Genomic DNA, 23,637 nt, shown 5'->3' with positions numbered 1-23,637 from the left:
CCGTTTCAATCTTTTTACGCAGTTCTCGATACAAATTTGCTTAGGCAAATTCACTCGAACTGACATAAAAAGGATTTTCACTACTATCCCTAACGCAATTCTTTACTATTCTTAATCTATTCCTTCAAGACGATCAACTTACTGTTCAATGTCTACCGTCTACTGAACACTTATTTTAACTCCATTAAATAATTTTCCTTCAGCAGAAACTATGTACGATTCACTAGAATTTAAACCTGATAAAACCTCAACTTTATTACCATAAACTCTTCCCAAACGCAACCAACGCAACAACGCTGTATTACGCTGACTTACTGTATAAACACCAGACAATTGACCGTTTTTAACAATTGCTTTTTTAGGAATTAATACCAATGACGTTTTTACTTTCCTTTTTACAGGAAACTGAATCGTAGAAAACATACCCGATAAAATATTCACAGCTGTTTTCTCTAACGCTATTTTTACTAAATACTGACCTCCTGTATTTTTAGCAGAAATACTTACTTCGCTTACTTTTCCTTTAACAGTTTTAGCAATTGACTTAACTAAAACAGTAACTGCTAATCCTTTTTTAATTTGTGATATCTCTGTTTCAGGAACCATTGCTATTACCTCAAAATACTTAGGCGTTTCTAAACTAATTAAAGGAACACCAGGAGTTGCCATATCACCATTTTCTATATTCTTACTTGTAATAACACCTGTAAAAGGAGCTCTAATATTCGAATAAGCAAACTGAGCATTAATTTCGTTCCTTTGCTGTTTTGCAGCTTCTAAACCCGCTTTTGCCATTTCGTAATTAGCAGTCATATCATCCATTTCTTTCTGACTAACACTCGTACTTGCGAATAAATTTTTAAAACGATTGTAATTCTTTTCAGCATTATTAAAAGCAGTTTTAGCTTGTGAAATCCCTGCTTTTATCTGTGCTTTTTTAGCCTGTAAATCAGTATTATTAATAGAAACTAACAACTGCCCCTTTTTAACCTTATCACCAACATTTACATGTACTTTTTTAACGTACCCCATAATTCTAGTACTTAAATCGGCACTATTTACAGCTTGTATTTTTCCACTTACTGATAAAAATTGACCATTATTGCTTTCGGTAATCTTACTCACTTGAACTTTAATCGGTGGAGAATTATCTACAGCTTCTTCTTTATGCTCTTTACCACAATTTGCAAATGTTAATGCAACAGATAAAATTAGAATTGTATATATATATTTCATTTTATAGTTTGTTTATAATTTTAGGTTTCGACTGCGCTCAACCAGACATTTTTTTTTAAGATTATTTTACTAAAAACTGCAACTGCTTACTGTCAACTATTTTCATTCTTTAGTTAAAAATTCTAAATACACTTGTGTAAAATTGTATTCGAAAACAGTTTGATTATACGCTAATTCTTTTTGCAAAAACTGAGTTTCTGCTAGTAACAAATCAGCTGTTTTTTCTAAACCTTCTTTAAACCTGTTTTTTCTAATTCTTAAAGACTCTTTAGACTGCTCAACTGCTAAAGCTGTTAATGTTAATTTATTTTTAGCATCTACTAATTGACGTTTTACTTTATTTAGTTCTAAGTTACTTTTAGACACATATTGATTGTACGCTAACTTAGATTTCTCTAATTCAGCTTTACTCTTTTGTATTTTTCCAAAACGTTTTGCCCCTTTAAAAATATCCCAGCTTAATTGTGCTCCAACCAGATAACCATTTGCACTACCTCTAAACACCTTATCATCGTACATTTCATAACTTCCAAAAGCATTTAAACGTGGTAAAAAAGTCATTTTATCAGCCTTATTCATTGCCTCGTATCCTTTTAAAGCTAGCTGCATCGCTTTTATGTCTGCCCTATTTTCTGAAATGACTCTTTCATCAATATTAAAACTAGTAACTAATAAATTATCAGTAGGTTTATACACAACATAACTCTTATCGTTCATTAAAAATGAAATGTAGTTTGATACATTTTGTACATTACTTTTTGCCCCTTGCAACTGGTTTTTAACCTCTGTAACTCGTACTTCTATATTTAAAACATCTGTACGTTGTAAAAAACCTTGTTCATAACGGTTATCAGCCATTTTTTTATTAGTCATTGTAGTTTTTAAAGCTTTCTCTAACACGCCAACTGCTTTATATGCTAGTTGTAATTGCATGTAAGATTTCTCTACCTCTAATAACAAATAATCTTTCGTGCGTTCAGTTTTTAAAGACATTGCTTCCATTTTAGATTTGGCAGCTTTTCTTTGATAAAGACCATCTAAATTTATTAATGGTTGTTGAATTTCTAATTTTGTTGCAAAATTTTGAGTTCTTTTAGGATCATTTAACAAAACTGGATTAAAATCATTCTGTGTTAAAATTTCTTGATTCAATTTAGAGCCAAATGCCATTAATGGGTTTGTAGTTGAAATACCTGTATGACTTGCTGTAATATTTGGTAAAAACACCGCATTTGTTTGGTTAAAATCTGCTTTTGCTCCTAAAAAATCTTGTTGAGACATTTTAATAGCCTCGTTATTCTCTTTTACTTTAGATATAACATCTTCTTTAGTAATAACTATTATCTCTTGTGCTTTTGCTAAAAGAGTAAATAATATAAAAAACAGTATTAATACTTTATTATTCATGCTACAGTTCAATTAAGTTACTGCAAACTTAGCTGCATAATAAATAATTGTTAGTAACATTTGTTACCATCTGATTTGCTTTCTATAAAGATTATTTGAGTAAAAGTCCCCATTGTCATAAAGTTTAACAAAAAACTTAGCTGAACTTCTATACACTATTTAACCTGCTTCGTTTATTTTTGTAACCTATGGATTCATTAACTCAAATTGTACTAGGAGCTGCCGTTGGCGAAGCCGTTTTAGGCAAAAAAATTGGAAACAAAGCAATGTTATATGGTGCTATTGCAGGTACTATTCCCGATTTAGATGTTCTTGCATCATTTTTCACAGACAAAGTAACGGCACTTTATATACATAGAGGATTTACTCATTCTATTGTGTTTTCAGTACTTTTTGCACCCATTTTTGCTTGGATTGTTTCACGTTATGAAAAGTATAAAGATTTTAAAAATTGGACATTACTATTTTTCTTATCATTTGTAACACATCCTATTTTAGATGCACATACCACTTGGGGAACGCAATTATTTTGGCCTTTTGATATACGGTTAGCTTTTAAAAACATTTTTGTTATCGATCCTCTTTATACTTTGCCTTTTTTAGTGTTTTTAATTTTTGCAATGACACAAAAACGCACTTCTGAAAAACGTCGTTTTTATAATAAAATGGGATTAATAATTAGTTCCTCTTACTTAGTACTTACACTACTATTAAAATGGATAGCCTTTAATCAATTTGAAACAGCTTTAAAAAATCAAAATATTGCTTACTCAGAAATTGATACGAGACCTTCACCTTTAAATACTATACTTTGGAGTGCTAACGTACAGACTGAAGATTCTTTTTTATTGGGTAATTATTCATTTTTTGATACGCAGCCTATTACTTTTACAAAATACTCAAAGAATCATAATTTATTAGAAAGTCTTACTGAAGACAAAAATGTTAAGCGTATGATCTCAATTTCTGAAGGTTGGTTTACCATCAATAAAAAGGACGATCAGCTTTATTTTAACGATTTACGATTTGGTCTTTTAAGTATGAAACCAAAAGCCGAAAATTTCGTTTTTAAATATAAAATAACAGTTGATAATTCAGGAGATATACTATTCACTGAAGAACCAAAAGATAAACGTGATGGTAAAAAATTAGTATCTGATTTATGGGAACGATTAAAAGGTAATTAGATTATTCTTCAATCTATAACTAAGTTAAACGAATTGTTATTTACGTTTTATAAACTTTATAAAAAATTCCATTTCTTGCCTGTTATGGTATGAATTATAACACTTTTCAAAAACATTAAAAGTAAAATACGGTTTAAAATATGTTATATACGCTGCTTTATCCCCACCAAAAGGAGGGTGATCTTCATTTAATTTGGCATTAAAAAGAAGTCCCACTAATTTTCCGTTTTCTTTTAATATTTCATTCATTTTTTGAGCATATTTCTTTCTCAAATCAGGATTTAATGCACAAAAAAAAGTTTGCTCAATTGTCAAATCAAAAGTTGTATCTAAATCAAAAAAGTTACCTAAAATTAGTTGATTTTCAGGAAAAAGCGGCACTCTTTTTTTTATGTTATTTAACGCAGTTACAGCTAAGTCTACCACAAAAACATTCTTAAAACCTTTGTTAAAAAGGTATTCCGCTTCATAGGAATTACCGCCTCCTGGAAATAATATTTTTAATTCCTTATCTTCTAACTGATCAAAATAAGCTTTTAAAGGCGGTGAAACTTCTCCTAAGTCCCAACCCGTTTTATTAGCCTTATACTTATTCTCCCAAAAATCTTTAGACAAATTCATTTTTCTTTATTTTTTTTAATAAAAAAGCCTACACAAAAATGCGTAGGCTTTCCAATTTATACTTTATTAATAGAAAACTACATTTCTAATGCTTTTTTAGGATTGTTGTCCATTAACAATTCCATCGGGTTCTCTAAAGCTTCTTTTACAGCCACTAAAAATCCAACAGACTCACGACCATCAATAATACGATGATCATAAGATAAGGCAACATACATAATTGGCTGAATAACGACTTCTCCATTTACTGCCATCGGACGATTAACAATATTATGCATTCCTAAAATTCCACTTTGTGGAGGGTTAATAATCGGTGTAGATAACATTGATCCAAATACACCACCGTTCGTAATAGTAAACGTACCTCCAGTCATTTCATCAACTGTAATTTGACCATCACGAGCACGTAAAGCCAAACGTTTTACTTCACTTTCAACACCTCTAAACGATAAATTTTCGGCATTTCTAATTACAGGTACCATTAATCCTTTAGGACCAGAAACTGCGATAGATATATCTTGAAAATCGTGTTTTATTTGAAAATCTCCATCAATCATAGAGTTTACATCAGGATACATTTTTAACGCTCTAACAACAGCTAAAGTAAAGAAAGACATAAATCCTAACCCAACACCGTGCTTCGCTTTAAAATCTTCTTTATACTCCTTACGTAAATCAAAAATTGGCTGCATGTTTACTTCGTTAAACGTAGTTAACATAGCTGTTTCGCTTTTTACAGCAACTAAACGTTGTGCTACCTTACGACGTAACATTGACATTTTTTTACGCTCCGTACCACGCGAACCATTTGCAGGTTGCGTTCCCATAGAAGGTACCGCTTTTACAGCATCTTCTTTCGTTACACGCCCATCTTTTCCTGTTCCTTTCACGCTTGCAGCATCCATTCCTTTTTCAGCTAAAACTTTCTTAGCTGCAGGTGATGCTGTTCCGGTTGCATACGTTGCAGGTTTAGCTTCTTCTTTTTTAGGAGCTTCAGCTTTTGGAGCTTCTGCTTTTTTGGTTTCAGCTGATGCGCCACCTTCAGGTTTTGCTGCGCTCATATCAATCAAACAAACTACAGCGCCCACCTCAACAGCATCGCCTTCCTCAGCCTTTAAAGTGATAATTCCGCTTTCTTCCGCAGGCAATTCTAACGTTGCTTTGTCAGAATCTACTTCGGCAATTGGCTGATCTTTTTCAACATAATCACCATCTTCCACTAACCAAGTTGCTATTTCTACTTCTGTAATCGATTCTCCCGGAGAAGGAACTTTCATTTCTAAAACACTCATGTTTCTTTTTTTTTATTCTGAAATATTTTATTTCTTTTATTTGGGCGTTCGGGCGGGCTTTTCACTATATCTTTTTTGCTGCATTCTCGATACAAATTTGTTCATTCTTCACAAATTCACTCGAATTGGCTGCAAAAAAGGATGCCGTTTCAATCCCTAACGCATGCACTTACTTTTTATCGTATTAATCAAAGACCTTGTCTAATACTTGCTGATGTCTTTGCTTATATCTTGTACTTGAACCAGCTGCTGGTGCCGATTTATAATCTCTCGACGCACATTCTAACTTTGCCAATTCAAAACGCTCTAACACATAACTCCAAGACCCCATATTTTTAGGCTCTTCTTGTGCCCAAACATAGCGTGCTACATTTGGATATAGATCCATTACTTCCTTAATTTTATCTAAATGTAATGGAAATAATTGTTCTATTCTAATTAAAGCAACATCTTCTCTTCCTAGTTTTTCACGTTCTTCTAACATATCGTAGTAAAACTTACCAGTACAAAAAACCATTTTTTTAACTTTAGAAGCATCAACAGTATCGTTTATAACTTCTTGGAAAGATCCGTTTGCTAAATCTTCAATCGGATTTACCGCTTTTGGTAAACGCAATAAACTTTTTGGTGTAAAAACCACTAAAGGTTTTCTAAAATCACGTTTCATCTGACGACGTAATATGTGATACATATTTGCAGGTGTAGAACAATTTGCTATCGTCCAGTTATCAACTGCTGACGACTGTAAAAAACGCTCTATCCTTCCTGATGAATGCTCAGGCCCTTGCCCTTCATATCCATGAGGCAATAACATTACCAATCCATTTTGCAATTTCCATTTAGCTTCTGCCGATGAAATGTATTGATCAAATACAATTTGTGCTCCGTTGGCAAAATCACCAAACTGTGCTTCCCAAATAGTTAACGTATTTGGTGCAGCCATGGCATACCCATAATCAAATCCTAAAACTCCATATTCAGATAAGTGTGAATTGAAAATAGTCATTTCACCTTTATTTTTCGGGTTGGTGTTTAATAAATTTACACGCTCTAAGGTTTCCTCATCCCGCATAATTGCATGACGGTGCGAGAAAGTTCCTCTTTCTACATCTTCACCTGAAATACGTACATTAAAACCTTCTTCTAACAAGGTACCGTATGCTAAATTTTCGGCAGTTCCCCAATCTAAAGAGTTCTGATCAAAAACCATTTTTTTACGTCCTTGTAAAATACGTTCTGCTTTACGTACAAATTTGTATCCTTCAGGGGTTGTTGAAATTACTTTTGCTATATCTTTTAACGCTTCAACCGAGTATGTTGTATCTACTGGTTGCAGCATGTCTTGTAATTGCTTTCTTATAAACCCATCCCAAACTTCTGGCATGAATTCTTGAATTTTAGAAGTCGTTTTCTTTTTAGATTCTGTAAATTCAGCTTCTAAATGCGCTTTAAACTCTGCGGTAATTTCCGTTACATAATCTGCTGAAATGCTTCCCTCTTCAATTAATTTAGCAGCATATAATTCTTTCGCATTTTTATGCTTAGAAATTGCTTTATATAATTTAGGTTGCGTAAAACGAGGCTCATCACCTTCGTTATGCCCGTATTTACGATATCCTAATAAATCAATATAAATGTCTTTTTTAAATTTCATTCGATACTCAACAGCCATTTCCATTGCATGACAAACCGCTTCTGCATCATCTGCATTTACGTGTAATACTGGCGACAATGTTACTTTAGCTACATCAGTACAATAAGTACTTGAACGTGCATCTAAGTAATTGGTTGTAAAACCAACTTGGTTATTTACCACCACATGAATGGTTCCTCCTGTTTTATATCCGTTTAAGGTCATCATTTGTGCCATTTCATACACAATTCCCTGACCAGCAATAGCCGCATCACCATGCACTAAAATAGGCATTATTTTTGCGTTATCGCCCTTATAATCTAAATCTACCTTTGCACGAACAATACCTTCAGCAACTGCATCTACAGTTTCTAAATGTGATGGATTTGGCACCAAATTCATCTTCATTTTTTGTCCGCCCTTATAGGCTTTACTTAAGGTTAACCCTAAGTGATATTTTACATCTCCATCAATATCTTGATCTTCAAAATCTTTTCCTTCAAACTCGCTAAATAAATCGCGAACAGGTTTTTTAAAGATATTTACCAAAGTGTTTAAACGACCACGGTGTGCCATTCCTAACACACATTCCTCCACACCATATTTTTCGGCAGCATCACGAAGTGCAACACTCATTCCTGGAATTAACGTTTCTCCTCCTTCAACTGAAAATCGTTTTTGACCTACGTATTTTGTTTGTAAAAAACTTTCGAAAGTTGATGCTTGGTTTAACTTGGTGAGAATATATTTTTTAGCTTCAACATCATATTTTGGTTGATTTCCATTTTTATTCAAACGGTTTTGCCACCATTTTAATTCTTCTGGGCTACGCAAATACATATATTCAACACCAATACTATCACAAAAAATAGCTTTTAAGTGTTTAATTATTTCGGCTAATGTTTTTGCACCGATTCCTAAAACTTCACCTGCGTTAAAAACGGTTGTTAAATCTGATTTTGTTAACCCAAAATTTTCAACCTCTAATGAAGGCGTATATTTTCTACGCTCACGAACTGGATTTGTTTCTGTAAAAAGGTGTCCTCTTGTACGGTAACCATTTATTAAATCAATTACTAAAAATTCTTTACGTACTTCTTCAGGTATTTCAACAGAAATTTCTTCATCAGTCAACGAATAATTTTCGTTTGCTAAATCATATCCCTGAAAAAAACTTCTCCAACTTGGTTCTACTGCATCAGGATTTTTTTGATACTGTTCGTATAAATCACCTATAAAACTGGTATGTACTGCGTTTAAGAACGAAAACTTGTCCATATATCTTGTTATGCTTTTCTATCAATAAGAATAATAGATACAAAAATACAACTTTTACCAAAAATAAAACTTTTTTTCATGCTTATTTTAAAGCATCAAGTTATGATATTAATAGGTATAACTTTTTTTATTTTTATTTTTTTATCAAAATAAAGCTTTATAAATCAGCAGAAAACGTTTTTAATTTAATTTTTTATCAAAAAAAATTTGCAGATACAAAAAAAGCCCTTAAATTTGCACTCGCATTTTAAAACAATTACGTTTTAAATTCCTCCTTAGCTCAGTTGGTTAGAGCATCTGACTGTTAATCAGAGGGTCCTTGGTTCGAGTCCAAGAGGAGGAGCTAAAATGCTAAAGGCAACGTAGCAGCCGATAATTGCTACATTTTACATATTTGTTCTATATGAACATTCCTCTTTAGCTCAGTTGGTTAGAGCATCTGACTGTTAATCAGAGGGTCCAAGGTTCGAGTCCTTGAAGAGGAGCAAAAAAGACTTACATTCATGTAGGTCTTTTTGTATTTTTACACTATGCAATTTCCCAAAAAACTTACTCAAAAAATACTAGCGCGTAAAAAAAATCAAGCACTGCGTTTACTTGGTAAAGAAAACAATGTAATTGATTTTTCTTCGAATGATTATTTAGGGTTTTCAAAAAATGAAATACTATTTAACAAAACACATCAGTTTTTAATTGACAATCACTTAACTATTAATGGCGCATCTGGATCAAGATTACTTTCTGGGAATAGTCAATTATATAATACTCTTGAGGTAGATATAGCAACTTTTCATCAAACAGAAAAAGCATTAATTTTTAATTCTGGTTACGATGCTAATATTGGTTTTTTTTCAGCTGTACCACAACGTGGCGATATCATTTTGTATGATGAATTTATTCATGCCTCTATTCGCGACGGTATAAAATTATCAAATGCAAAAGCCTATAAATTTAAACATAATGATTTAACTCATTTAAAGGAAATTCTAAAAAGAGTTCAACAAAAAGACGCGCATATTTATGTAGTTACAGAATCGGTTTTTTCAATGGATGGTGATTCTCCTGACTTAATTAATTTAGTAGCGATTTGTAAAAAAAACAATGCCTATTTAATTGTTGATGAAGCACATGCTTTAGGAGTTTTTAACTTCGGATTGATTCAAGAATTAAATTTACAAACGGATGTTTTTGCAAGAATAGTAACCTTTGGTAAAGCCTTTGGATGCCATGGTGCTGCAATTTTAGGAAGCAAAGAACTACAACAGTATTTAATAAATTTTGCCCGTAGTTTTATATATACCACAGGATTATCTCCACACGCATTAGCCACTATAAAGTGTGTTTATACAGAATTTAGAGGTTCAACAGGTATTGAAAAATTTAAAAAACTACAACAAAACATACTGCATTTTACATCAGAAGTAAAAAGACTAAACCTAAATTTTATTATCAGTAATTCTGCTATTCATTGCTGCATTATTTCTGGTAATAAAAACGTAAAATTAATCGCAAAGCAGCTTTCAGAAAAAGGATTTAATGTAAAACCAATTTTATCGCCAACCGTTAAAAAAGGAGAAGAACGATTACGTTTTTGTTTACACTCATACAATTCTAGACAAGAAATTACCAATATTTTAGAACATCTTGCTATTTTTGTTTAAAAATACAATGCGCGATAATTACACTATTTTAACCGTTTTTGAATATTCTACCGAAGCTCATCTTGTTAAGTCTAGACTAGATTCTGATGATATCAGAACTTTATTGATGGATGAAAAAACAATTGATTCTGACCCTTTAATAAGTCAAGCAATTGGAGGTGTAAAACTATTAGTACATAATGATGATTTAGAAAAAGCGTTGACTATTTACAATGAAATTAGAACTTATGAAAAAAATGAAAACGGAGAAGCTATTTACTGTAAAAACTGCAATTCTTCTAAAACGTTAGTTGCCCCAACACAACGAAAAAGTTTTTTTTACATGTTGTTTCCTTTTTTTGAAAGCAGAAAATTAATTTGTAACGATTGCAAAACAATCTTTTAAATGAAAAAATATTTTATTACTGGAATTTCTACTGAGGTAGGAAAAACTGTCGCTTCAGCAATTGTAACCGAAGCTTTACAAGCCGATTACTGGAAACCTATACAGGCTGGTGAATTAGAGGATTCCGATTCTCATAAAATTAAAAAGTTTATTTCTAATAAAAAAACAGTAATTCATCCAAACTCCTATGCTTTAAAAACACCTATGAGTCCGCATGCTGCTGCAGAAATAGACGGAGTTACAGTTGAATTATCAAAAATTAACGAACCAAAAACTAACAACAATTTAGTTATAGAAGGCGCCGGCGGATTACTGGTTCCGTTAAATAATTCCGATACAATTTTAGACATTATCAAACTCAACTATAAAGTAATTGTTGTTTCTCGTCATTATTTAGGCAGCATTAATCATACTTTGTTAACCGTAAAATTATTACAAGAAAAAGGCTTTGATATTGCTATTATTTTCTCTGGAGATGAACATAAAACCACAGAAGAAATCATCAAAAAAATGACTAACGTTACAGTAATTGGTCGTATTGATGAAGAACCTTACTTTGATAAAAATGTAGTAAAAGAATATGCTGAACTTTTTAAAGAAAAGCTACTAAATTTATAAACGCCTAACTGAACTTTTTATCAGTAAAACGAAAAAAATAAAAGTATGACACTTCAAGAAAGAGATAAAAAACATTTATGGCATCCGTTAAAACAACACCAAACGCATCCTGATAGTTTAGGAATTGTAAAAGCTAAAGGATGTATTTTAACCGATGAAAATGGCAATGAGTATATCGATGCTATTTCGTCTTGGTACACCTGTATGTTTGGACACTGTAATGATTTTATTACCAATCGTGTTTACCAACAAATGCAAACATTAGATCAAATAATGTTTAGTGATTTTACACACGAACCTGCCGTAAAATTATCCGAAGAATTAATTAAAATTCTTCCAGAAAATCAAAACCGAATCTTTTTTAACGATAATGGTTCAACTGCTGTTGAAGCAGCTATTAAAATGGCTTTGCAATACTATTTTAATAAAGGCGAAAAACGAACTACTTTTATTGCTTTTGAAGATGGTTTTCATGGTGATACTTTCGGCGCGATGTCGGTTTCTGGCTTATCAGCTTACAACGGGCCTTTTGAAGATTTTTTAATGAAAATTGAGCGTATTCCTGTCCCGAACGGGAAAAATAATCAACAAATTTTAAATCAGTTAGAAAAAATCGTTGCAGAAAATGATATTGCAGGTTTTATTTACGAACCGTTAGTGCAAGGAGCAGCCGGAATGAAAATTCATGAAGCAGCAGATTTAAACGAGATTTTAAAGTTTTGCAAAGGGAATAATATTTTAATGATTGCTGATGAAGTAATGACAGGTTTCGGTAAAACAGGTAATCATTTTGCATCAGATGAAGTTACTACAAAACCAGATATTATCTGCTTAAGTAAAGCTTTAACTGCTGGTTTAGTTCCGATGGCAATTACTTCTTGTACCGAAGAAATTTACAGTAATTTTTTAAGCAATGATATTGCAAAAGGTTTTTTTCATTGCCATACCTACTCTGCTAATCCTATTGCCTGTAGCGCTGCTTTAGCAAGTATAGAATTACTACAAACTACAGCGATTCAAGAAAGTATTAAAACTATTATAACTTCTCATAAAACATTTGAAGAGCGTATTAAAAAGCATCCAAAAGTAACCACAACAAGGTGTAAAGGTGTAATTTTAGCAATCGATTTAAAAAGTAACTCTGGTCGTTACGGTACTTTACGTGATCAATTATTAAAACACTTTATGAATGATGGCGTGTTTTTAAGACCATTAGGAAACACCATTTATATTCAACCACCTTATGTAATTACAAAAGAGCAGTTACAAAAAGTATACACAACAATCGAAAAGGTTTTAGATATCTTCTAAAACCTTTTCTTGTGCTAATAAATTAATTTCTTCGTGTGTTTCTTTAATTCGCACGTATAAATCTTCATAAATCCACTCGCCATTAGTTCTTATACCACGAACAATTAATGTTCCTTTTCCGTTTGGTCCCGAAATCGGAATGGAAAAATCAACATCTCCATCATTATTATTTATTGATATATTTCCTGATGGGATTCCATATTTTTCAATTGGCTCCCCTAAAAAACTACGTACTTTCTTGTTTTTTTCAGCTTGTTTAATAGCATGCTCTACCGGTGTGGCATTTGTAATTATTTCAGATATACCAAAAAACGCAGCACCAATACCAAAAACAAATAATAAAATAAGTCCAATACATCCGCAGCCACAACCACCAACAGGCACTACCCATCCCCAATTTCTACCAAACCAACTTTTTTGTTTTTGTTCACGCATCATTTAAAAATTTTAATGACAATATAATTATTTTATTTTCTTCGTAATCGTTGATTTAACTATTATTTTTGCTGAGATATTATCAATCATTTTAAGATGATGCTAAAATAAGTTTAGAATAACATAGCTCAATTATGAAAGAACCAATTTCTATAACCTCTTTTGCTTCGGTTTCAGCCTTAGGGAGTTCTCCTGAGCAAATTTGGGAAAACTATTTAAACTCAAAACATTTTTTAACACTAAAAGATAATGTTTGGATTGGGCAATTAACCAATGAAGATAAACTTATTATTGAGAAAATAAGAAGTTCGGATAACAAGTATAAAAACTTAGATGATTCGGTAATATACACTTTGTTTGCTGCAAGAAAAGCTATTGAAAAAACTAATTGGAAACAGGAAGATAACTTCGGTATTAATATTGGTTCATCAAGAGGAGCGACTTCTTTGTTTGAAAAATATCACAAAGAATTTTTAGAAACTGGAAAATCATCAACCTTAAGTTCTCCAACCACTACTTTAGGTAATATATCATCATGGATTGCCCACGATTTACAAAGTAACGGGCCTGAAATTTCGCATTCTATTACTTGTTCAACAGGATTACATTCTTTGTTAAACGGCGTTGCTTGGTTACAATCTGGTATGGCTGATAAGTTTATGATTGGCGCTAGTGAAGCCTCTTTAACTGATTTTACGATTGCCCAAATGCAAGCGTTAAAAGTATACTCGAAAGAAACCGATGAATATCCGTGTAAAGCTTTTGATTTAGAAAAAAACAAAAATACCATGGTTTTAGGAGAAGCTGCCTCAGTTTTTTGTTTAGAAAAAGGAGTTCAAGAAAATGCTATTGCCACTATTAATGGGGTTGGATATGCTACTGAAGTTTTAAAACACAATACTTCAGTAAGTACCAATGCCGATTGTTTTCAAAAATCTATGAAAATGGCTTTGGGTGGTATTTCTCCTGATGAGATTGATGTTATAGTAATGCATGCTCCTGGAACCATTAAAGGAGACCAATCTGAAATTAATGCAATACAAAAGATTTTTTGTAACAAAACTCCTTTTTTAACTACTAATAAGTGGAAAGTCGGGCATACTTTCGGAACTTCAGGGTTGCTTAGTTTAGAATTAGGCGTATTTATATTACAACATCAAAAAGCAATCGAAGTTCCGTTTGCTACGCAACAAAATCATCCAAAAAAAATAAATAAAATACTTATAAATGCCGTTGGTTTTGGTGGAAATGCCGTTTCTGTTTTATTGACGAAATAATATTGCTATTTCAGTCAATTTAGCTATTTTTAGTAACTAAAAAACAATTGCTTTATGATGGAATGGTTTAATGAATTATCTTCTTTTCAAAAAATGTATTGGGTTGTTACAATTGCTGCAACCTTACTATTTATTTTTGTTCTTATAACAACTTTTATTGGCGCTGACACTGATGATGTAGGTGATGTTGATGCAGAAATAGATGCCGATACTGGTGCTGGATTTCAGTTTTTCACCTTTAAAAACATGGTGGCTTTTTTTACCATTTTTGGATGGAGTGGAATTGCAAGCATCGATGCTGGAAATTCAAAAATTGTTACCTTATTTATTTCTATCTTCTGTGGATTATTAATGATGACAGTAATGGCAGCATTATTTTACTACATCAGTAAATTAACTGATAGCGGAACTTTAAAGATGGAAAATGCACTTAATGCCATTGGCGAAGTATATTTAACCGTAGGAGCCAACAAATCTAAAATAGGAAAAGTACACGTTAAAGTACAAAACTCACTACGAGAATTAGAAGCACTAACAAATTACGATACCGATTTACCGCAAGGAACGGTAATAAAAGTAATTGAAGTAACACCAAACGGATTATTAATTATTGAACCTCAAAAATAAAAATTGACTATGTTAAAATTAACACTATTACAAATTGAAGGCTTTGCCGGGCCTATCGGAATGATTATTGCTATTCTATTTATTTTCATCTTATTTATCACCTTAATTAAACGCTATAAAAGATGTCCTTCAGACAGAATTTTAGTCGTTTATGGTAAAGTTGGCGGCGGACAATCAGCAAAATGTATTCATGGTGGAGCCGCATTTATTTTTCCGGTAATTCAAGATTATGAGTTTTTAGATTTAACACCTATTTCGATAGAAGTAAATTTAGTAAACGCACTTTCTAAACAAAATATTCGTGTAAACGTACCAAGTAGATTTACTATTGGAGTTTCTACTGAGCCAGGAATTATGCAAAATGCTGCTGAAAGATTGTTAGGATTAAATCAAGACAATATTCAAGAATTAGCACAAGAAATTATTTTTGGTCAGTTACGTTTAGTAGTTGCTTCTATGGATATAGAAGAAATAAATAATGATAGAGATAAGTTTTTAACTAATATTTCACAAAGTGTAGAATCTGAATTAAAAAAAGTAGGTTTAAAGTTAATCAACGTAAATATTACCGATATTGTTGATGAATCTGGCTATATAGAGGCTTTAGGTAAAGAAGCTGCTGCACATGCAATTAACGCTGCCCGTAAATCGGTTGCCGAAAAAACTAGAGATGGTTCTATTGGTGAAGCAAATGCTGTACAAGATGAAAGAACACAAGTTGCTGCTGCAAACGCACAAGCCGTAGAAGGAGAAAATACCGCAAAAATTGCTGTTGCAAATTCAGATTCTTTAAGAAGACAACGTGAGGCAGAAGCAGAACGTACTGCAATTGCATCAGAAAAAGTACAAAGTGCAAACGCTTTAAAAGAATCGTATGCAGCCGAACAAGAAGCCGAACTTGCCAGAGCTGAAAGAGAGCGTTCATCTCAATTAGCAGATATTATTGTACCTGCTGAAATTGATAAAAGAAAAGTTGAAATTGATGCCGAAGCAAAGGCCGAAAATATTAGACGAATTGCAAAAGGTGAAGCAGATGCAATTTTCTTAAAAGCGCAAGCCGAAGCTAAAGGTTTATATGAAGTATTAACAAAACAAGCGGCTGGTTTAGACGAAATTGTAAAAGCTGCAGGTAACGACTCACAAAATGCTGCATTATTATTAATTGCTGATAAATTACCAGAATTGGTAAAAACGCAAGCCGAAGCTATTAAGAATATTAAAATTGATAAAGTTACTGTTTGGGAAAATGGTGGCGGAAAAGATGGAAAATCATCGACCTCTAACTTTATTTCGGGCATGTACAAATCGGTACCGCCATTACAAGAAATGTTTAATATGGCTGGTATGCAATTGCCTGAATATTTGAAAGGTAAAGATATTCCGGCTGAAATTGTGGAAGAAACCAAAGAAGATAATTAACCTTCTTTAAATTAATAATTCTAAAATTCCGCTTTCATAGCGGAATTTTTGTTTTTAGCAATTCTTTACTTTCTACTGATAAAAATAGTTAATAAATAAGTTGTGCTGATATAGAACACTATACAGGTACGGCATTCTGAATTTATTTCAGAATCACATTTTTATACCAATAAGTGTTCGCTCTTGACGAGAACCTTAAATAAGTTCAGGTTGACGGAACGCTTAGTATTTATTTGATTAAAATTAAGTGATTTAAAATATTACAACAATATCGATGCTTCTTTATTTAATAAAGAAAAATAAAAAGTTGCTGTTAAACGGTATTTTTGTAAATAGGTTTAGCCCTGATTGAACGGCTTGTTTGAGCTCTTTTTTACGGTCTGATCGAGTGAATTTTGAAGGATGAAAAATTTGTATCGAGAACAGCTGAAAAAAAAGCGAGTAGTGAAAGCAGGAAATAGCTTCAAAAAAAGAAATAAAAACCCAATTAGTTTTTTTATTTTTGACAACTACAAACAACTTGAATTTATGAGTGAAGTAAGACATAACTGGACGAAAGAAGAAATTCTTGAAATATATAATAAGCCGTTAATGGAGCTTTTATACGAGGCTGCAACGATTCATAGAAAAAGTCACGACCCGAATGTAGTACAGGTTTCGACCTTATTATCTATAAAAACTGGTGGATGCTCGGAAGATTGTGGATATTGTCCACAAGCAGCTCGTTACCACACCAATGTTGATGGAAATGATTTAATGAGTGTACAACAAGTAAAAGCACAGGCTTTACGAGCAAAATCGGGCGGAAGTTCGCGTGTTTGTATGGGTGCTGCTTGGCGTAATGTAAAGGATGGACCTGAATTTGATCAAGTATTAGAAATGGTAAGAACTATTAACAAACTTGATATGGAGGTTTGCTGTACTTTAGGAATGGTTACCGAAAACCAAGCGCAACGTTTGGCTGAAGCTGGTTTGTATGCCTATAATCATAATTTAGATTCGTCGGAAGAATATTATAAAGAAGTAATTTCTACACGTGGCTATCAAGATCGTTTAGATACGATTGATAATGTGCGTAAAACAAACGTTACGGTGTGTTCGGGTGGAATTATTGGAATGGGTGAAAATGCTGAAGATAGAGCTGGAATGTTAGTGGCTTTATCTACTTTAGATCCTCAACCAGAATCAACACCAATTAACGCTTTGGTTGCTGTTGAAGGTACACCTTTAGAGGATGAGAAACCTGTTGAAATTTGGGATATGATTCGTATGGTTGCTACTACTCGTATTGTATTACCTGAAACTCAGGTTCGTTTATCGGCTGGTAGAACTCAGATGAGTCGAGAAGGACAAGCAATGTGTTTCTTTGCCGGAGCAAACTCTATTTTTGCTGGAGATAAGTTACTTACAACTCCAAACCCTGATGTTAATGAAGACATGAAAATGTTTGAAATGCTAGGAATGAATCCTCAAAAACCATTTACCAAAAAAGTACAACCACAATCGATTGAAGCTGCTGATTCTAAGTTTGAAAACTTAGGAGAAAAGCCAAAATGGTCTCGTCCTGAGCACAAAATTGAGCGTAATGAAGAGAAAAAGCAAGAGGCTTTAGCTTTTAGAAAAAAATAATTTTTTTTTAAAAACAGTAAAAAGCACTCATTATTTAATGTGAGTGCTTTTTTGTTGCCGTTATATAAACAAATAGACCTAACAATTTATTAACTTTGCTATTAGAAAAATTCAATGCATGGGATTACAGTTACAACAAATAGACCGAGTTAAAACCATAACCAAGGAAGATTTTATTAAAAACTACTTCAAACCTCAAAAACCTGTGGTTATTGAGCGTTTTATTGAAGATTGGCCTGCGTACTCTAAATGGTCTTTAGACTATATGAAAGAAGTTGCTGGTGATAAAACGGTACCTTTGTATGATGATAGACCGGTAGATTATAAAGATGGTTTTAACGAGCCGCATGCTACTATGAAAATGAGCGAATATGTAGATTTATTAAAACGAGAACCTACTAAGTTTCGAATTTTTTTATGGAATATCTTAAAAGAGGTTCCTATGCTTCAAAAAGATTTTAAATTTCCTGATTTTGGTTTGCGTTTAATGAAAGGAATGCCAATGTTATTTTTTGGTGGTACAAATTCGTATACTTTTATGCATTATGATATTGATTTGGCAAATATTTTTCATTTTCATTTTGAAGGAAAAAAAGAAGTGATTTTATTTGACCAACAGCAAAACAAGTATTTATATAAAATTCCGCACTCATTAATTACTCGTGAAGATATTAATTTTGCAGACCCTGATTTTGAAAAATGGCCTGCTTTAAAAAATGCTAAAGGACATATTACAAATTTAGAACACGGAAATGTATTATATATGCCTGAAGGATATTGGCATTATATGCGTTATTTAACGCCTGGTTTTTCGATGAGCTTACGTGCAATTGCTCGTAATCCTGCTCGTTTAGGAAAAGCATTATTTAATGTTTTTGTAATGCGTAACTACGATAATTTAATGCGTAGAATTAAAGGTCAAAAATGGATTGATTGGAAAAATAAACAAGCTATTATTAGAACTAACAAAGCAAATAATATTATATAAAAAAAGCGCCAATTATGGCGCTTTATATTTTTTAAAAAAGTTGTTTTATTTAAAACCAACCTTTTTGGTTTACTTGATATGTTTGCACAAATTCTTCATCTGATTTTGTTAAATACATAATTCCTTCAATTAAACCTATAATGCTAAAAATAGGAGCTGCAAACCCACAAGTAAGAATACTACCTAATAACATTATTAATCCTTCTTTTGTATAACCTAACACGAATTTATGCACACCTAAGGGACCTAGAATTATACCTAGTATACCTGCTAATACTCTTTTACTTTCTTGATTTGGAACTGCTTTTCCATTTTCATCAATTACATCCATTTTTTTGTTTTTAATAATTAGTTGGTGCTAAATTTATAAAAAAGCTGCGTCATTTGGCTCCCAAAGTTCAATTTTATTTCCATCTAAATCAATAATCCATCCAAATTTACCATAATCATACTCTTCTACTTTGTCTAAAACAGTAACTCCTTTTTGTTTTAGCTCTTCTAATAGTTCTTTTAAATTTTCTACACGGTAGTTAAACATAAAGTCTTTCTTTGAAGGTTCAAAATATTTAGTATCGTTTGCAAAAGGGCTCCATTGTGTTGAAGCTTTTTTTCCATCATTATCTTTCCACCAAAAAGTAGTCCCCCAATCGTCTGTATTAAAACCTAAGTTTTCTTTATACCAGTCTTTTGTTTTAGCGGTGTCTTCAGTTTTAAAAAAAACACCTCCTATACCTAATACTTTTCCCTTTTTCATTATTTTGTTTTTATCGCAGATTCATAAATAGTTATCCATTCTTCAACTGTCATTTTTGTACAAAGTTCCGCTATTAAGTCGTACGGAATATCATCCATTTTTTTAAGTCGAATACAGCTTTTTCCCATGTCTAACTTTCGTTTACAATGTTTTGGATATTCAGCTACAAACCAATCTAACAATTCTTTTTTAGCATAAATTCCGCTATGGTATAAATTAATCGAGTTTTTTTGTGAAGCTATATTCATAAAAGGTAATGGTAAACTTGTATCGCAATGATAACCATCTGGATAAATTGAATGAGGCACATAATATCCTATCATCTTATAATTAATCCCTTCTTCAAATCCTGTGGGTAAATTATCTTTTATAATTACACGTAAATTTTGCATGATTTCCTGACGTTCTTCAGGAATTTGTGCTATGTATTCTTCAGGTGAATTTGCTTCGTATTGCATGTTATTATTTTTTAACACTGTTTTAAAGCATACAAGTTAGCAAAATTTTGCTTTGATTTTATCTACAATTGTTTGCGCTAACTTTTCTTTACTTTCTACTGTCCAACCTGCAACATGCGGCGATAATAATACATTTTCTGATTTAATTAAATATTGAAATGCTGCTGGCATTTCTTTATTTACAAATAAATTTTCGAATGATTTTTTTTCATATTCTAGCACATCTAATCCTGCTCCTAAAATTTTATCTTTTTTTAAAGCATTTACTAAATCAGAGGTTACAACCGATGTTCCTCTTGCTGTGTTTAACAACCAAAAAGGCTTTGTAAAAGCATTGATAAAATTCGTATTTATCATTTGTTTTGTTTCTGCAGTTTGTGGTGTATGTAAACTTAAAACATCCGTTTTTTCTTGTAGTTCTTTTAAAGAAACTTGAGTACAGTTTTTATCACCAACATTAGGTTTAATATCATAACAGATAACTTTTACATCAAAACCGCGTAGTTTTTTCGCAAAGGCTTTCCCCATGTTTCCGTAACCTATCAAACCAATCGTTTTACCGTCGAGTTCAATTCCTCGGTTATCTTCACGTAACCATTTTCCGTTTCTAACTTCTTTATCAGCCTTATTTAATTTATTAAACAGTGATAATAACATTCCTAAAGTATGCTCACCAACTGCATTCCTATTTCCTTCGGGGGCTGAGATTAGATGAACTCCGTTTTCTTTAGCATAATCAACATCTATATTTTCTACTCCTGCACCTACTCTCCCTATAAATTTAAGATTAATTGCTTTATCTAAAAACTGTTTATCGATGGTAAATCGGCTTCTAATAATTAATCCATCATATGCATCAATTTTTGTTTCTATTTCATCTTTTGACGAATTAAAATCCGTTTCGTTTATAAACCCCACTTTATTTAATTGTTTTAAAAGTAATGGGTGATTTGAATCTAAGTGTAATATTTTCATAATACTTAAAATAAAAAAATCTTCTTTTCAGAAGATTTTTTGGGTTTAATATTGTTCTTTTTCGTTAGGAAAATCTTTCGATTTTACGTCTGCAATATAATTTTCAAAAGCGTTGGTCATTTCTGAATATAAATCTAAATATCTACGTAAAAAACGTGGGTTAAATTCATGTGTCATTCCAATCATATCGTGTGTTACCAATACTTGTCCATCAACTCCAGCTCCTGCTCCGATACCTATTACTGGAATGGTTAGACTTTCGGCTACTTTTTTAGCTAAAGCTGCTGGCACTTTTTCTAACACCAAAGCAAAACATCCTAATTGCTCTAATAATTTAGCGTCCTCTATTAATTTATCGGCTTCTTCTTCTTCTTTAGCTCTAACCGTATATGTACCAAATTTATAGATTGATTGTGGCGTTAGCCCTAAATGCCCCATTACAGGAATCCCAGCGGTTAATATTCTCGATACAGATTCTCCTATTTCACTTCCGCCTTCTAGCTTTACAGCATGTCCACCCGACTCCTTCATTACTTTTATTGCAGAGTCTAAAGCACTTTTAGAATTACCTTGATAAGCTCCAAATGGTAAATCAACTACCACCAAGCAACGCTCTACCGCTCTAACAACTGAACTTGCATGGTATATCATTTGATCAAGAGTAATTGGTAAAGTAGTTTCATGACCCGCCATTACGTTTGACGCTGAATCACCAACTAAAATGACATCTATTCCTGCTCCATCTACAATTTTTGCCATTGTATAATCATAAGCAGTAAGCATTGAAATTTTTTCCCCATTAGCTTTCATTTCAACTAATGATTTTGTGGTAATTCTTTTATATTGTTTTTTAGCTACAGACATTATTTTAAGTTTTCTATTTTGTAAAAATACACAATTATTCTGTTGATTTATCCCTTATAAAAAAGTTACAAATTCATTTTTACTTTTTATTATAGTTGTTAATTTTATCTTAATTATAAGATGATCATCTACTTTTTTTATAGCTTCACACTTTTAAAACAAACTATTATGCCTAAAATAATTACGATTCTTATTCTTTTTGTTTTTTCAAGTGTAGTAAATGCACAAAAAAGTACAGCAGAAATAGCCATCAAAAAAACTATTGAAACTTTTTTTGATGGATTACATAAGGGAGACAGTACAGTTGTTAGTAAAACATTACATACAACGGTTAAAATACAAACTACTTTTACCAATAAAGACGGTGTTAAAACTTTAATTACTGATGATAAAAATAAACTTTTAACTGGAATCGCTAATAAAAAACCTGAGCATATTTATTTTGAAAAATTATTATCCTGGACTATTAATATTGATGGTAATTTAGCTTCTGCTTGGACACCTTATGAGTTTTATTTCAACAATAAATTTAGTCATTGTGGAGCCAATTCATTTCAATTATTTAACAACAATGGAAAATGGGAAATCATTTATTTAATTGATATGAGACGTAAAAATAACTGTAAAAATTTAAAAATTTAATTCGATGAAAAAATACTGTCTTCTTTTTATGTTCATAACCAGTACTTCATTTAGTCAGGGTTCTAAAATGTTTAATCCGAATTTATTTAAAGGATTACCAAACGTAAGAGATTTTTCACTAAACAAGAAAGGTGATGAATTTTATTTCACTGTAGAAAGCTTTGCTAAAGAATATTCATTTATTGCTTTTTCAAAAAAAATAAATGGCACTTGGACTAATCCTGAAACTGTAAGTTTTTCTGGACAACATAAGGATTTAGAACCTTTTTTATCTCCAGATGGTTTAAAATTATTTTTTGTTTCAAATAGAATAGATAACACTTCATCTGAAATTAAAAATGATATGGATATATGGTATGTTACAAGAAAATCATTGACCGATATCTGGTCTGCACCAAAAAACATTGGTAGTATTATAAATTCATCTGCTGATGAGTTTTATCCTTCTGTAACAAGTAAAGGTGATTTGTATTTTACAGCTTCTTATGATAACTCGAAAGGTAAAGAGGATATATATGTAAGTCGATTTATTAATAACACTTATACAAAACCAACTTCTTTAAGTAGTAATATAAATTCAGAAAAATATGAATTTAATGCCTTTGTTGCTCCTGATGAAAGTTTTATAATATTTACTTCTTACGGAAGAAAAGATGGTTTAGGTGGAGGTGATTTGTATATCAGTAAAAAGAATAAAGAGAATAATTGGCTACCAGCTAAGCTTCTAAAAAATGGTATTAACTCTAAAAAGTTAGATTATTGCCCATTTGTAGATATAGAAAATGAAACATTGTATTTTACCACAAATAAAAGTGGTATACCAAGAGGTTTTAAAAAGAGAAAAAAATTAACTGAAATTATCAATTATATAAATATTACCCCTAATGGGCTAAGTCGAATATATCAGGCAGATTTTAAATAAAAAATAGTTTATATTTGA

23 protein-coding genes and 2 tRNA genes are annotated in these 23,637 nt (G+C 31.9%); 14 read left to right on the top strand and 11 right to left on the bottom strand.

Translation table 11 applies throughout. The features are described 5' to 3' along the window. Nucleotides 1-159: 159 nt before the first annotated feature. Both BA195_RS03760 and BA195_RS03755 read right to left on the bottom strand, forming a co-directional pair. Nucleotides 160-1,236, bottom strand: a complete 1,077-nt coding sequence (locus tag BA195_RS03760; protein ID WP_068702578.1) for an efflux RND transporter periplasmic adaptor subunit — start codon at nt 1,234-1,236, stop codon at nt 160-162. A 102-nt stretch (nt 1,237-1,338) separates the two neighbouring features. Next, nucleotides 1,339-2,643 carry a TolC family protein gene (locus tag BA195_RS03755; RefSeq protein ID WP_068702576.1) on the bottom strand — a complete coding sequence of 435 codons (1,305 nt, stop codon included), beginning with the start codon at nt 2,641-2,643 and terminating at the stop codon, nt 1,339-1,341. A 188-nt stretch (nt 2,644-2,831) separates the two neighbouring features. Between BA195_RS03755 and BA195_RS03750 the strand changes: the two genes are divergently transcribed. Next, nucleotides 2,832-3,830, top strand: a complete 999-nt coding sequence (locus tag BA195_RS03750; RefSeq protein ID WP_068702574.1) for a metal-dependent hydrolase — start codon at nt 2,832-2,834, stop codon at nt 3,828-3,830. A gap of 36 nt (nt 3,831-3,866) precedes the next feature. Here BA195_RS03750 and BA195_RS03745 read toward each other — a convergent pair whose 3' ends face one another. From BA195_RS03745 to BA195_RS03735, 3 genes are all read right to left on the bottom strand, one after another. Further along, nucleotides 3,867-4,451 carry a methyltransferase domain-containing protein gene (locus BA195_RS03745; RefSeq protein ID WP_068702572.1) on the bottom strand — a complete coding sequence of 195 codons (585 nt, stop codon included), beginning with the start codon at nt 4,449-4,451 and terminating at the stop codon, nt 3,867-3,869. Nucleotides 4,452-4,528: 77 nt separating this feature from the next. Then, nucleotides 4,529-5,743 carry a 2-oxoglutarate dehydrogenase complex dihydrolipoyllysine-residue succinyltransferase gene (gene odhB / locus BA195_RS03740; protein ID WP_068702570.1) on the bottom strand — a complete coding sequence of 405 codons (1,215 nt, stop codon included), beginning with the start codon at nt 5,741-5,743 and terminating at the stop codon, nt 4,529-4,531. 184 nt (nt 5,744-5,927) lie between these two features. Beyond that, a complete protein-coding gene (locus BA195_RS03735; RefSeq protein ID WP_068702568.1) occupies nt 5,928-8,654 on the bottom strand; it encodes a 2-oxoglutarate dehydrogenase E1 component in 2,727 nt (908 codons plus the stop codon). Between the two features lie 269 nt (nt 8,655-8,923). Here BA195_RS03735 and BA195_RS03725 point away from each other — a divergent pair. From BA195_RS03725 to bioA, 6 genes are all read left to right on the top strand, one after another. Next, nucleotides 8,924-8,997 (top strand) — tRNA-Asn (locus BA195_RS03725). A gap of 68 nt (nt 8,998-9,065) precedes the next feature. Beyond that, nucleotides 9,066-9,139, top strand: a tRNA-Asn gene (locus BA195_RS03720). A gap of 45 nt (nt 9,140-9,184) precedes the next feature. Beyond that, nucleotides 9,185-10,315 (top strand): aminotransferase class I/II-fold pyridoxal phosphate-dependent enzyme, encoded by a 1,131-nt coding sequence (locus BA195_RS03715; RefSeq protein WP_068702564.1) that lies wholly within the window; start codon nt 9,185-9,187, stop codon nt 10,313-10,315. Between the two features lie 7 nt (nt 10,316-10,322). Continuing rightward, nucleotides 10,323-10,700 carry a putative signal transducing protein gene (locus BA195_RS03710; RefSeq protein ID WP_068702562.1) on the top strand — a complete coding sequence of 126 codons (378 nt, stop codon included), beginning with the start codon at nt 10,323-10,325 and terminating at the stop codon, nt 10,698-10,700. Further along, on the top strand, nt 10,701-11,318 hold the full coding sequence (bioD, locus tag BA195_RS03705) for a dethiobiotin synthase (RefSeq protein WP_068702560.1): 618 nt from the start codon (nt 10,701-10,703) through the stop codon (nt 11,316-11,318). Nucleotides 11,319-11,363: 45 nt separating this feature from the next. After that, nucleotides 11,364-12,629 carry an adenosylmethionine--8-amino-7-oxononanoate transaminase gene (bioA, locus tag BA195_RS03700; protein ID WP_068702558.1) on the top strand — a complete coding sequence of 422 codons (1,266 nt, stop codon included), beginning with the start codon at nt 11,364-11,366 and terminating at the stop codon, nt 12,627-12,629. Here bioA and BA195_RS03695 read toward each other — a convergent pair. Continuing rightward, a complete protein-coding gene (locus BA195_RS03695; protein ID WP_068702556.1) occupies nt 12,615-13,067 on the bottom strand; it encodes a cytochrome c oxidase assembly factor Coa1 family protein in 453 nt (150 codons plus the stop codon). The two genes, bioA and BA195_RS03695, sit on opposite strands and share 15 nt — an antisense overlap. 131 nt (nt 13,068-13,198) lie before the next feature. Here BA195_RS03695 and BA195_RS03690 point away from each other — a divergent pair, with 131 nt between their 5' ends. The 5 genes from BA195_RS03690 (at nt 13,199) to BA195_RS03670 (ending at nt 19,004) form a co-directional block, all read left to right on the top strand. Then, nucleotides 13,199-14,341, top strand: coding sequence for a beta-ketoacyl synthase N-terminal-like domain-containing protein (locus BA195_RS03690; protein WP_068702554.1), 1,143 nt, complete (start codon nt 13,199-13,201; stop codon nt 14,339-14,341). 54 nt (nt 14,342-14,395) lie between these two features. Next, on the top strand, nt 14,396-14,968 hold the full coding sequence (locus BA195_RS03685; RefSeq protein WP_068702552.1) for a hypothetical protein: 573 nt from the start codon (nt 14,396-14,398) through the stop codon (nt 14,966-14,968). A gap of 9 nt (nt 14,969-14,977) precedes the next feature. Then, nucleotides 14,978-16,387: a flotillin family protein gene (locus BA195_RS03680; protein ID WP_068702550.1), complete on the top strand. Its 1,410-nt coding sequence runs from the start codon at nt 14,978-14,980 to the stop codon at nt 16,385-16,387. Nucleotides 16,388-16,915: 528 nt separating this feature from the next. Then, the gene (bioB, locus tag BA195_RS03675) at nt 16,916-18,016 is read left to right on the top strand and encodes a biotin synthase BioB (protein ID WP_068703914.1); all 1,101 of its coding nucleotides are present in this window, start codon (nt 16,916-16,918) and stop codon (nt 18,014-18,016) included. A gap of 118 nt (nt 18,017-18,134) precedes the next feature. After that, the gene (locus tag BA195_RS03670) at nt 18,135-19,004 is read left to right on the top strand and encodes a cupin-like domain-containing protein (RefSeq protein ID WP_068702549.1); all 870 of its coding nucleotides are present in this window, start codon (nt 18,135-18,137) and stop codon (nt 19,002-19,004) included. A 49-nt stretch (nt 19,005-19,053) separates the two neighbouring features. On the opposite strand, the gene BA195_RS03665 is transcribed toward BA195_RS03670, so the two are convergent. Genes BA195_RS03665 through panB form a run of 5 tightly spaced genes read right to left on the bottom strand, consistent with a single transcriptional unit; the run spans nt 19,054 to nt 22,055 of the window. Beyond that, entirely contained in the window at nt 19,054-19,335 is a 282-nt protein-coding gene (locus BA195_RS03665; RefSeq protein WP_068702548.1) for a TM2 domain-containing protein, read from the bottom strand. A gap of 33 nt (nt 19,336-19,368) precedes the next feature. Beyond that, the gene (locus tag BA195_RS03660) at nt 19,369-19,758 is read right to left on the bottom strand and encodes a VOC family protein (protein ID WP_068702546.1); all 390 of its coding nucleotides are present in this window, start codon (nt 19,756-19,758) and stop codon (nt 19,369-19,371) included. Further along, a complete protein-coding gene (locus BA195_RS03655) occupies nt 19,758-20,216 on the bottom strand; it encodes a DUF1801 domain-containing protein (RefSeq protein ID WP_068703912.1) in 459 nt (152 codons plus the stop codon). Before BA195_RS03655 ends, BA195_RS03660 begins: the two co-directional genes overlap by 1 nt. Nucleotides 20,217-20,252: 36 nt before the next feature. Further along, nucleotides 20,253-21,191, bottom strand: coding sequence for a 2-hydroxyacid dehydrogenase (locus tag BA195_RS03650; protein ID WP_068702544.1), 939 nt, complete (start codon nt 21,189-21,191; stop codon nt 20,253-20,255). Nucleotides 21,192-21,236: 45 nt separating this feature from the next. Then, entirely contained in the window at nt 21,237-22,055 is an 819-nt protein-coding gene (gene panB / locus BA195_RS03645) for a 3-methyl-2-oxobutanoate hydroxymethyltransferase (RefSeq protein WP_068702542.1), read from the bottom strand. Nucleotides 22,056-22,223: 168 nt separating this feature from the next. Here panB and BA195_RS03640 point away from each other — a divergent pair, with 168 nt between their 5' ends. Both BA195_RS03640 and BA195_RS03635 read left to right on the top strand, forming a co-directional pair. Continuing rightward, nucleotides 22,224-22,697, top strand: coding sequence for a nuclear transport factor 2 family protein (locus tag BA195_RS03640; RefSeq protein WP_068702540.1), 474 nt, complete (start codon nt 22,224-22,226; stop codon nt 22,695-22,697). 4 nt (nt 22,698-22,701) lie between these two features. Beyond that, complete coding sequence (locus BA195_RS03635; protein ID WP_068702538.1) at nt 22,702-23,619, top strand: TolB family protein; 918 nt, start codon at nt 22,702-22,704, stop codon at nt 23,617-23,619. Nucleotides 23,620-23,637 lie beyond the last annotated feature (18 nt).

The organism is Tenacibaculum soleae, assembly GCF_001693415.1.
Taxonomy (GTDB): Bacteria; Bacteroidota; Bacteroidia; order Flavobacteriales; family Flavobacteriaceae; genus Polaribacter; species Polaribacter soleae.
The sequence above is the reverse complement of the archived record's forward strand: the minus strand, read 5'-3'. Positions and strand labels throughout refer to the sequence as shown.

Coding starts and splice junctions, on each gene's coding strand:
- BA195_RS03760 (WP_068702578.1), bottom strand. CDS start 1,236: ATGAAATATATATATACAATTCTAATTTTATCTGTTGCATTAACATTT.
- BA195_RS03755 (WP_068702576.1), bottom strand. CDS start 2,643: ATGAATAATAAAGTATTAATACTGTTTTTTATATTATTTACTCTTTTA.
- BA195_RS03750 (WP_068702574.1), top strand. CDS start 2,832: ATGGATTCATTAACTCAAATTGTACTAGGAGCTGCCGTTGGCGAAGCC.
- BA195_RS03745 (WP_068702572.1), bottom strand. CDS start 4,451: ATGAATTTGTCTAAAGATTTTTGGGAGAATAAGTATAAGGCTAATAAA.
- odhB (WP_068702570.1), bottom strand. CDS start 5,743: ATGAGTGTTTTAGAAATGAAAGTTCCTTCTCCGGGAGAATCGATTACA.
- BA195_RS03735 (WP_068702568.1), bottom strand. CDS start 8,654: ATGGACAAGTTTTCGTTCTTAAACGCAGTACATACCAGTTTTATAGGT.
- BA195_RS03715 (WP_068702564.1), top strand. CDS start 9,185: ATGCAATTTCCCAAAAAACTTACTCAAAAAATACTAGCGCGTAAAAAA.
- BA195_RS03710 (WP_068702562.1), top strand. CDS start 10,323: ATGCGCGATAATTACACTATTTTAACCGTTTTTGAATATTCTACCGAA.
- bioD (WP_068702560.1), top strand. CDS start 10,701: ATGAAAAAATATTTTATTACTGGAATTTCTACTGAGGTAGGAAAAACT.
- bioA (WP_068702558.1), top strand. CDS start 11,364: ATGACACTTCAAGAAAGAGATAAAAAACATTTATGGCATCCGTTAAAA.
- BA195_RS03695 (WP_068702556.1), bottom strand. CDS start 13,067: ATGATGCGTGAACAAAAACAAAAAAGTTGGTTTGGTAGAAATTGGGGA.
- BA195_RS03690 (WP_068702554.1), top strand. CDS start 13,199: ATGAAAGAACCAATTTCTATAACCTCTTTTGCTTCGGTTTCAGCCTTA.
- BA195_RS03685 (WP_068702552.1), top strand. CDS start 14,396: ATGATGGAATGGTTTAATGAATTATCTTCTTTTCAAAAAATGTATTGG.
- BA195_RS03680 (WP_068702550.1), top strand. CDS start 14,978: ATGTTAAAATTAACACTATTACAAATTGAAGGCTTTGCCGGGCCTATC.
- bioB (WP_068703914.1), top strand. CDS start 16,916: ATGAGTGAAGTAAGACATAACTGGACGAAAGAAGAAATTCTTGAAATA.
- BA195_RS03670 (WP_068702549.1), top strand. CDS start 18,135: ATGGGATTACAGTTACAACAAATAGACCGAGTTAAAACCATAACCAAG.
- BA195_RS03665 (WP_068702548.1), bottom strand. CDS start 19,335: ATGGATGTAATTGATGAAAATGGAAAAGCAGTTCCAAATCAAGAAAGT.
- BA195_RS03660 (WP_068702546.1), bottom strand. CDS start 19,758: ATGAAAAAGGGAAAAGTATTAGGTATAGGAGGTGTTTTTTTTAAAACT.
- BA195_RS03655 (WP_068703912.1), bottom strand. CDS start 20,216: ATGCAATACGAAGCAAATTCACCTGAAGAATACATAGCACAAATTCCT.
- BA195_RS03650 (WP_068702544.1), bottom strand. CDS start 21,191: ATGAAAATATTACACTTAGATTCAAATCACCCATTACTTTTAAAACAA.
- panB (WP_068702542.1), bottom strand. CDS start 22,055: ATGTCTGTAGCTAAAAAACAATATAAAAGAATTACCACAAAATCATTA.
- BA195_RS03640 (WP_068702540.1), top strand. CDS start 22,224: ATGCCTAAAATAATTACGATTCTTATTCTTTTTGTTTTTTCAAGTGTA.
- BA195_RS03635 (WP_068702538.1), top strand. CDS start 22,702: ATGAAAAAATACTGTCTTCTTTTTATGTTCATAACCAGTACTTCATTT.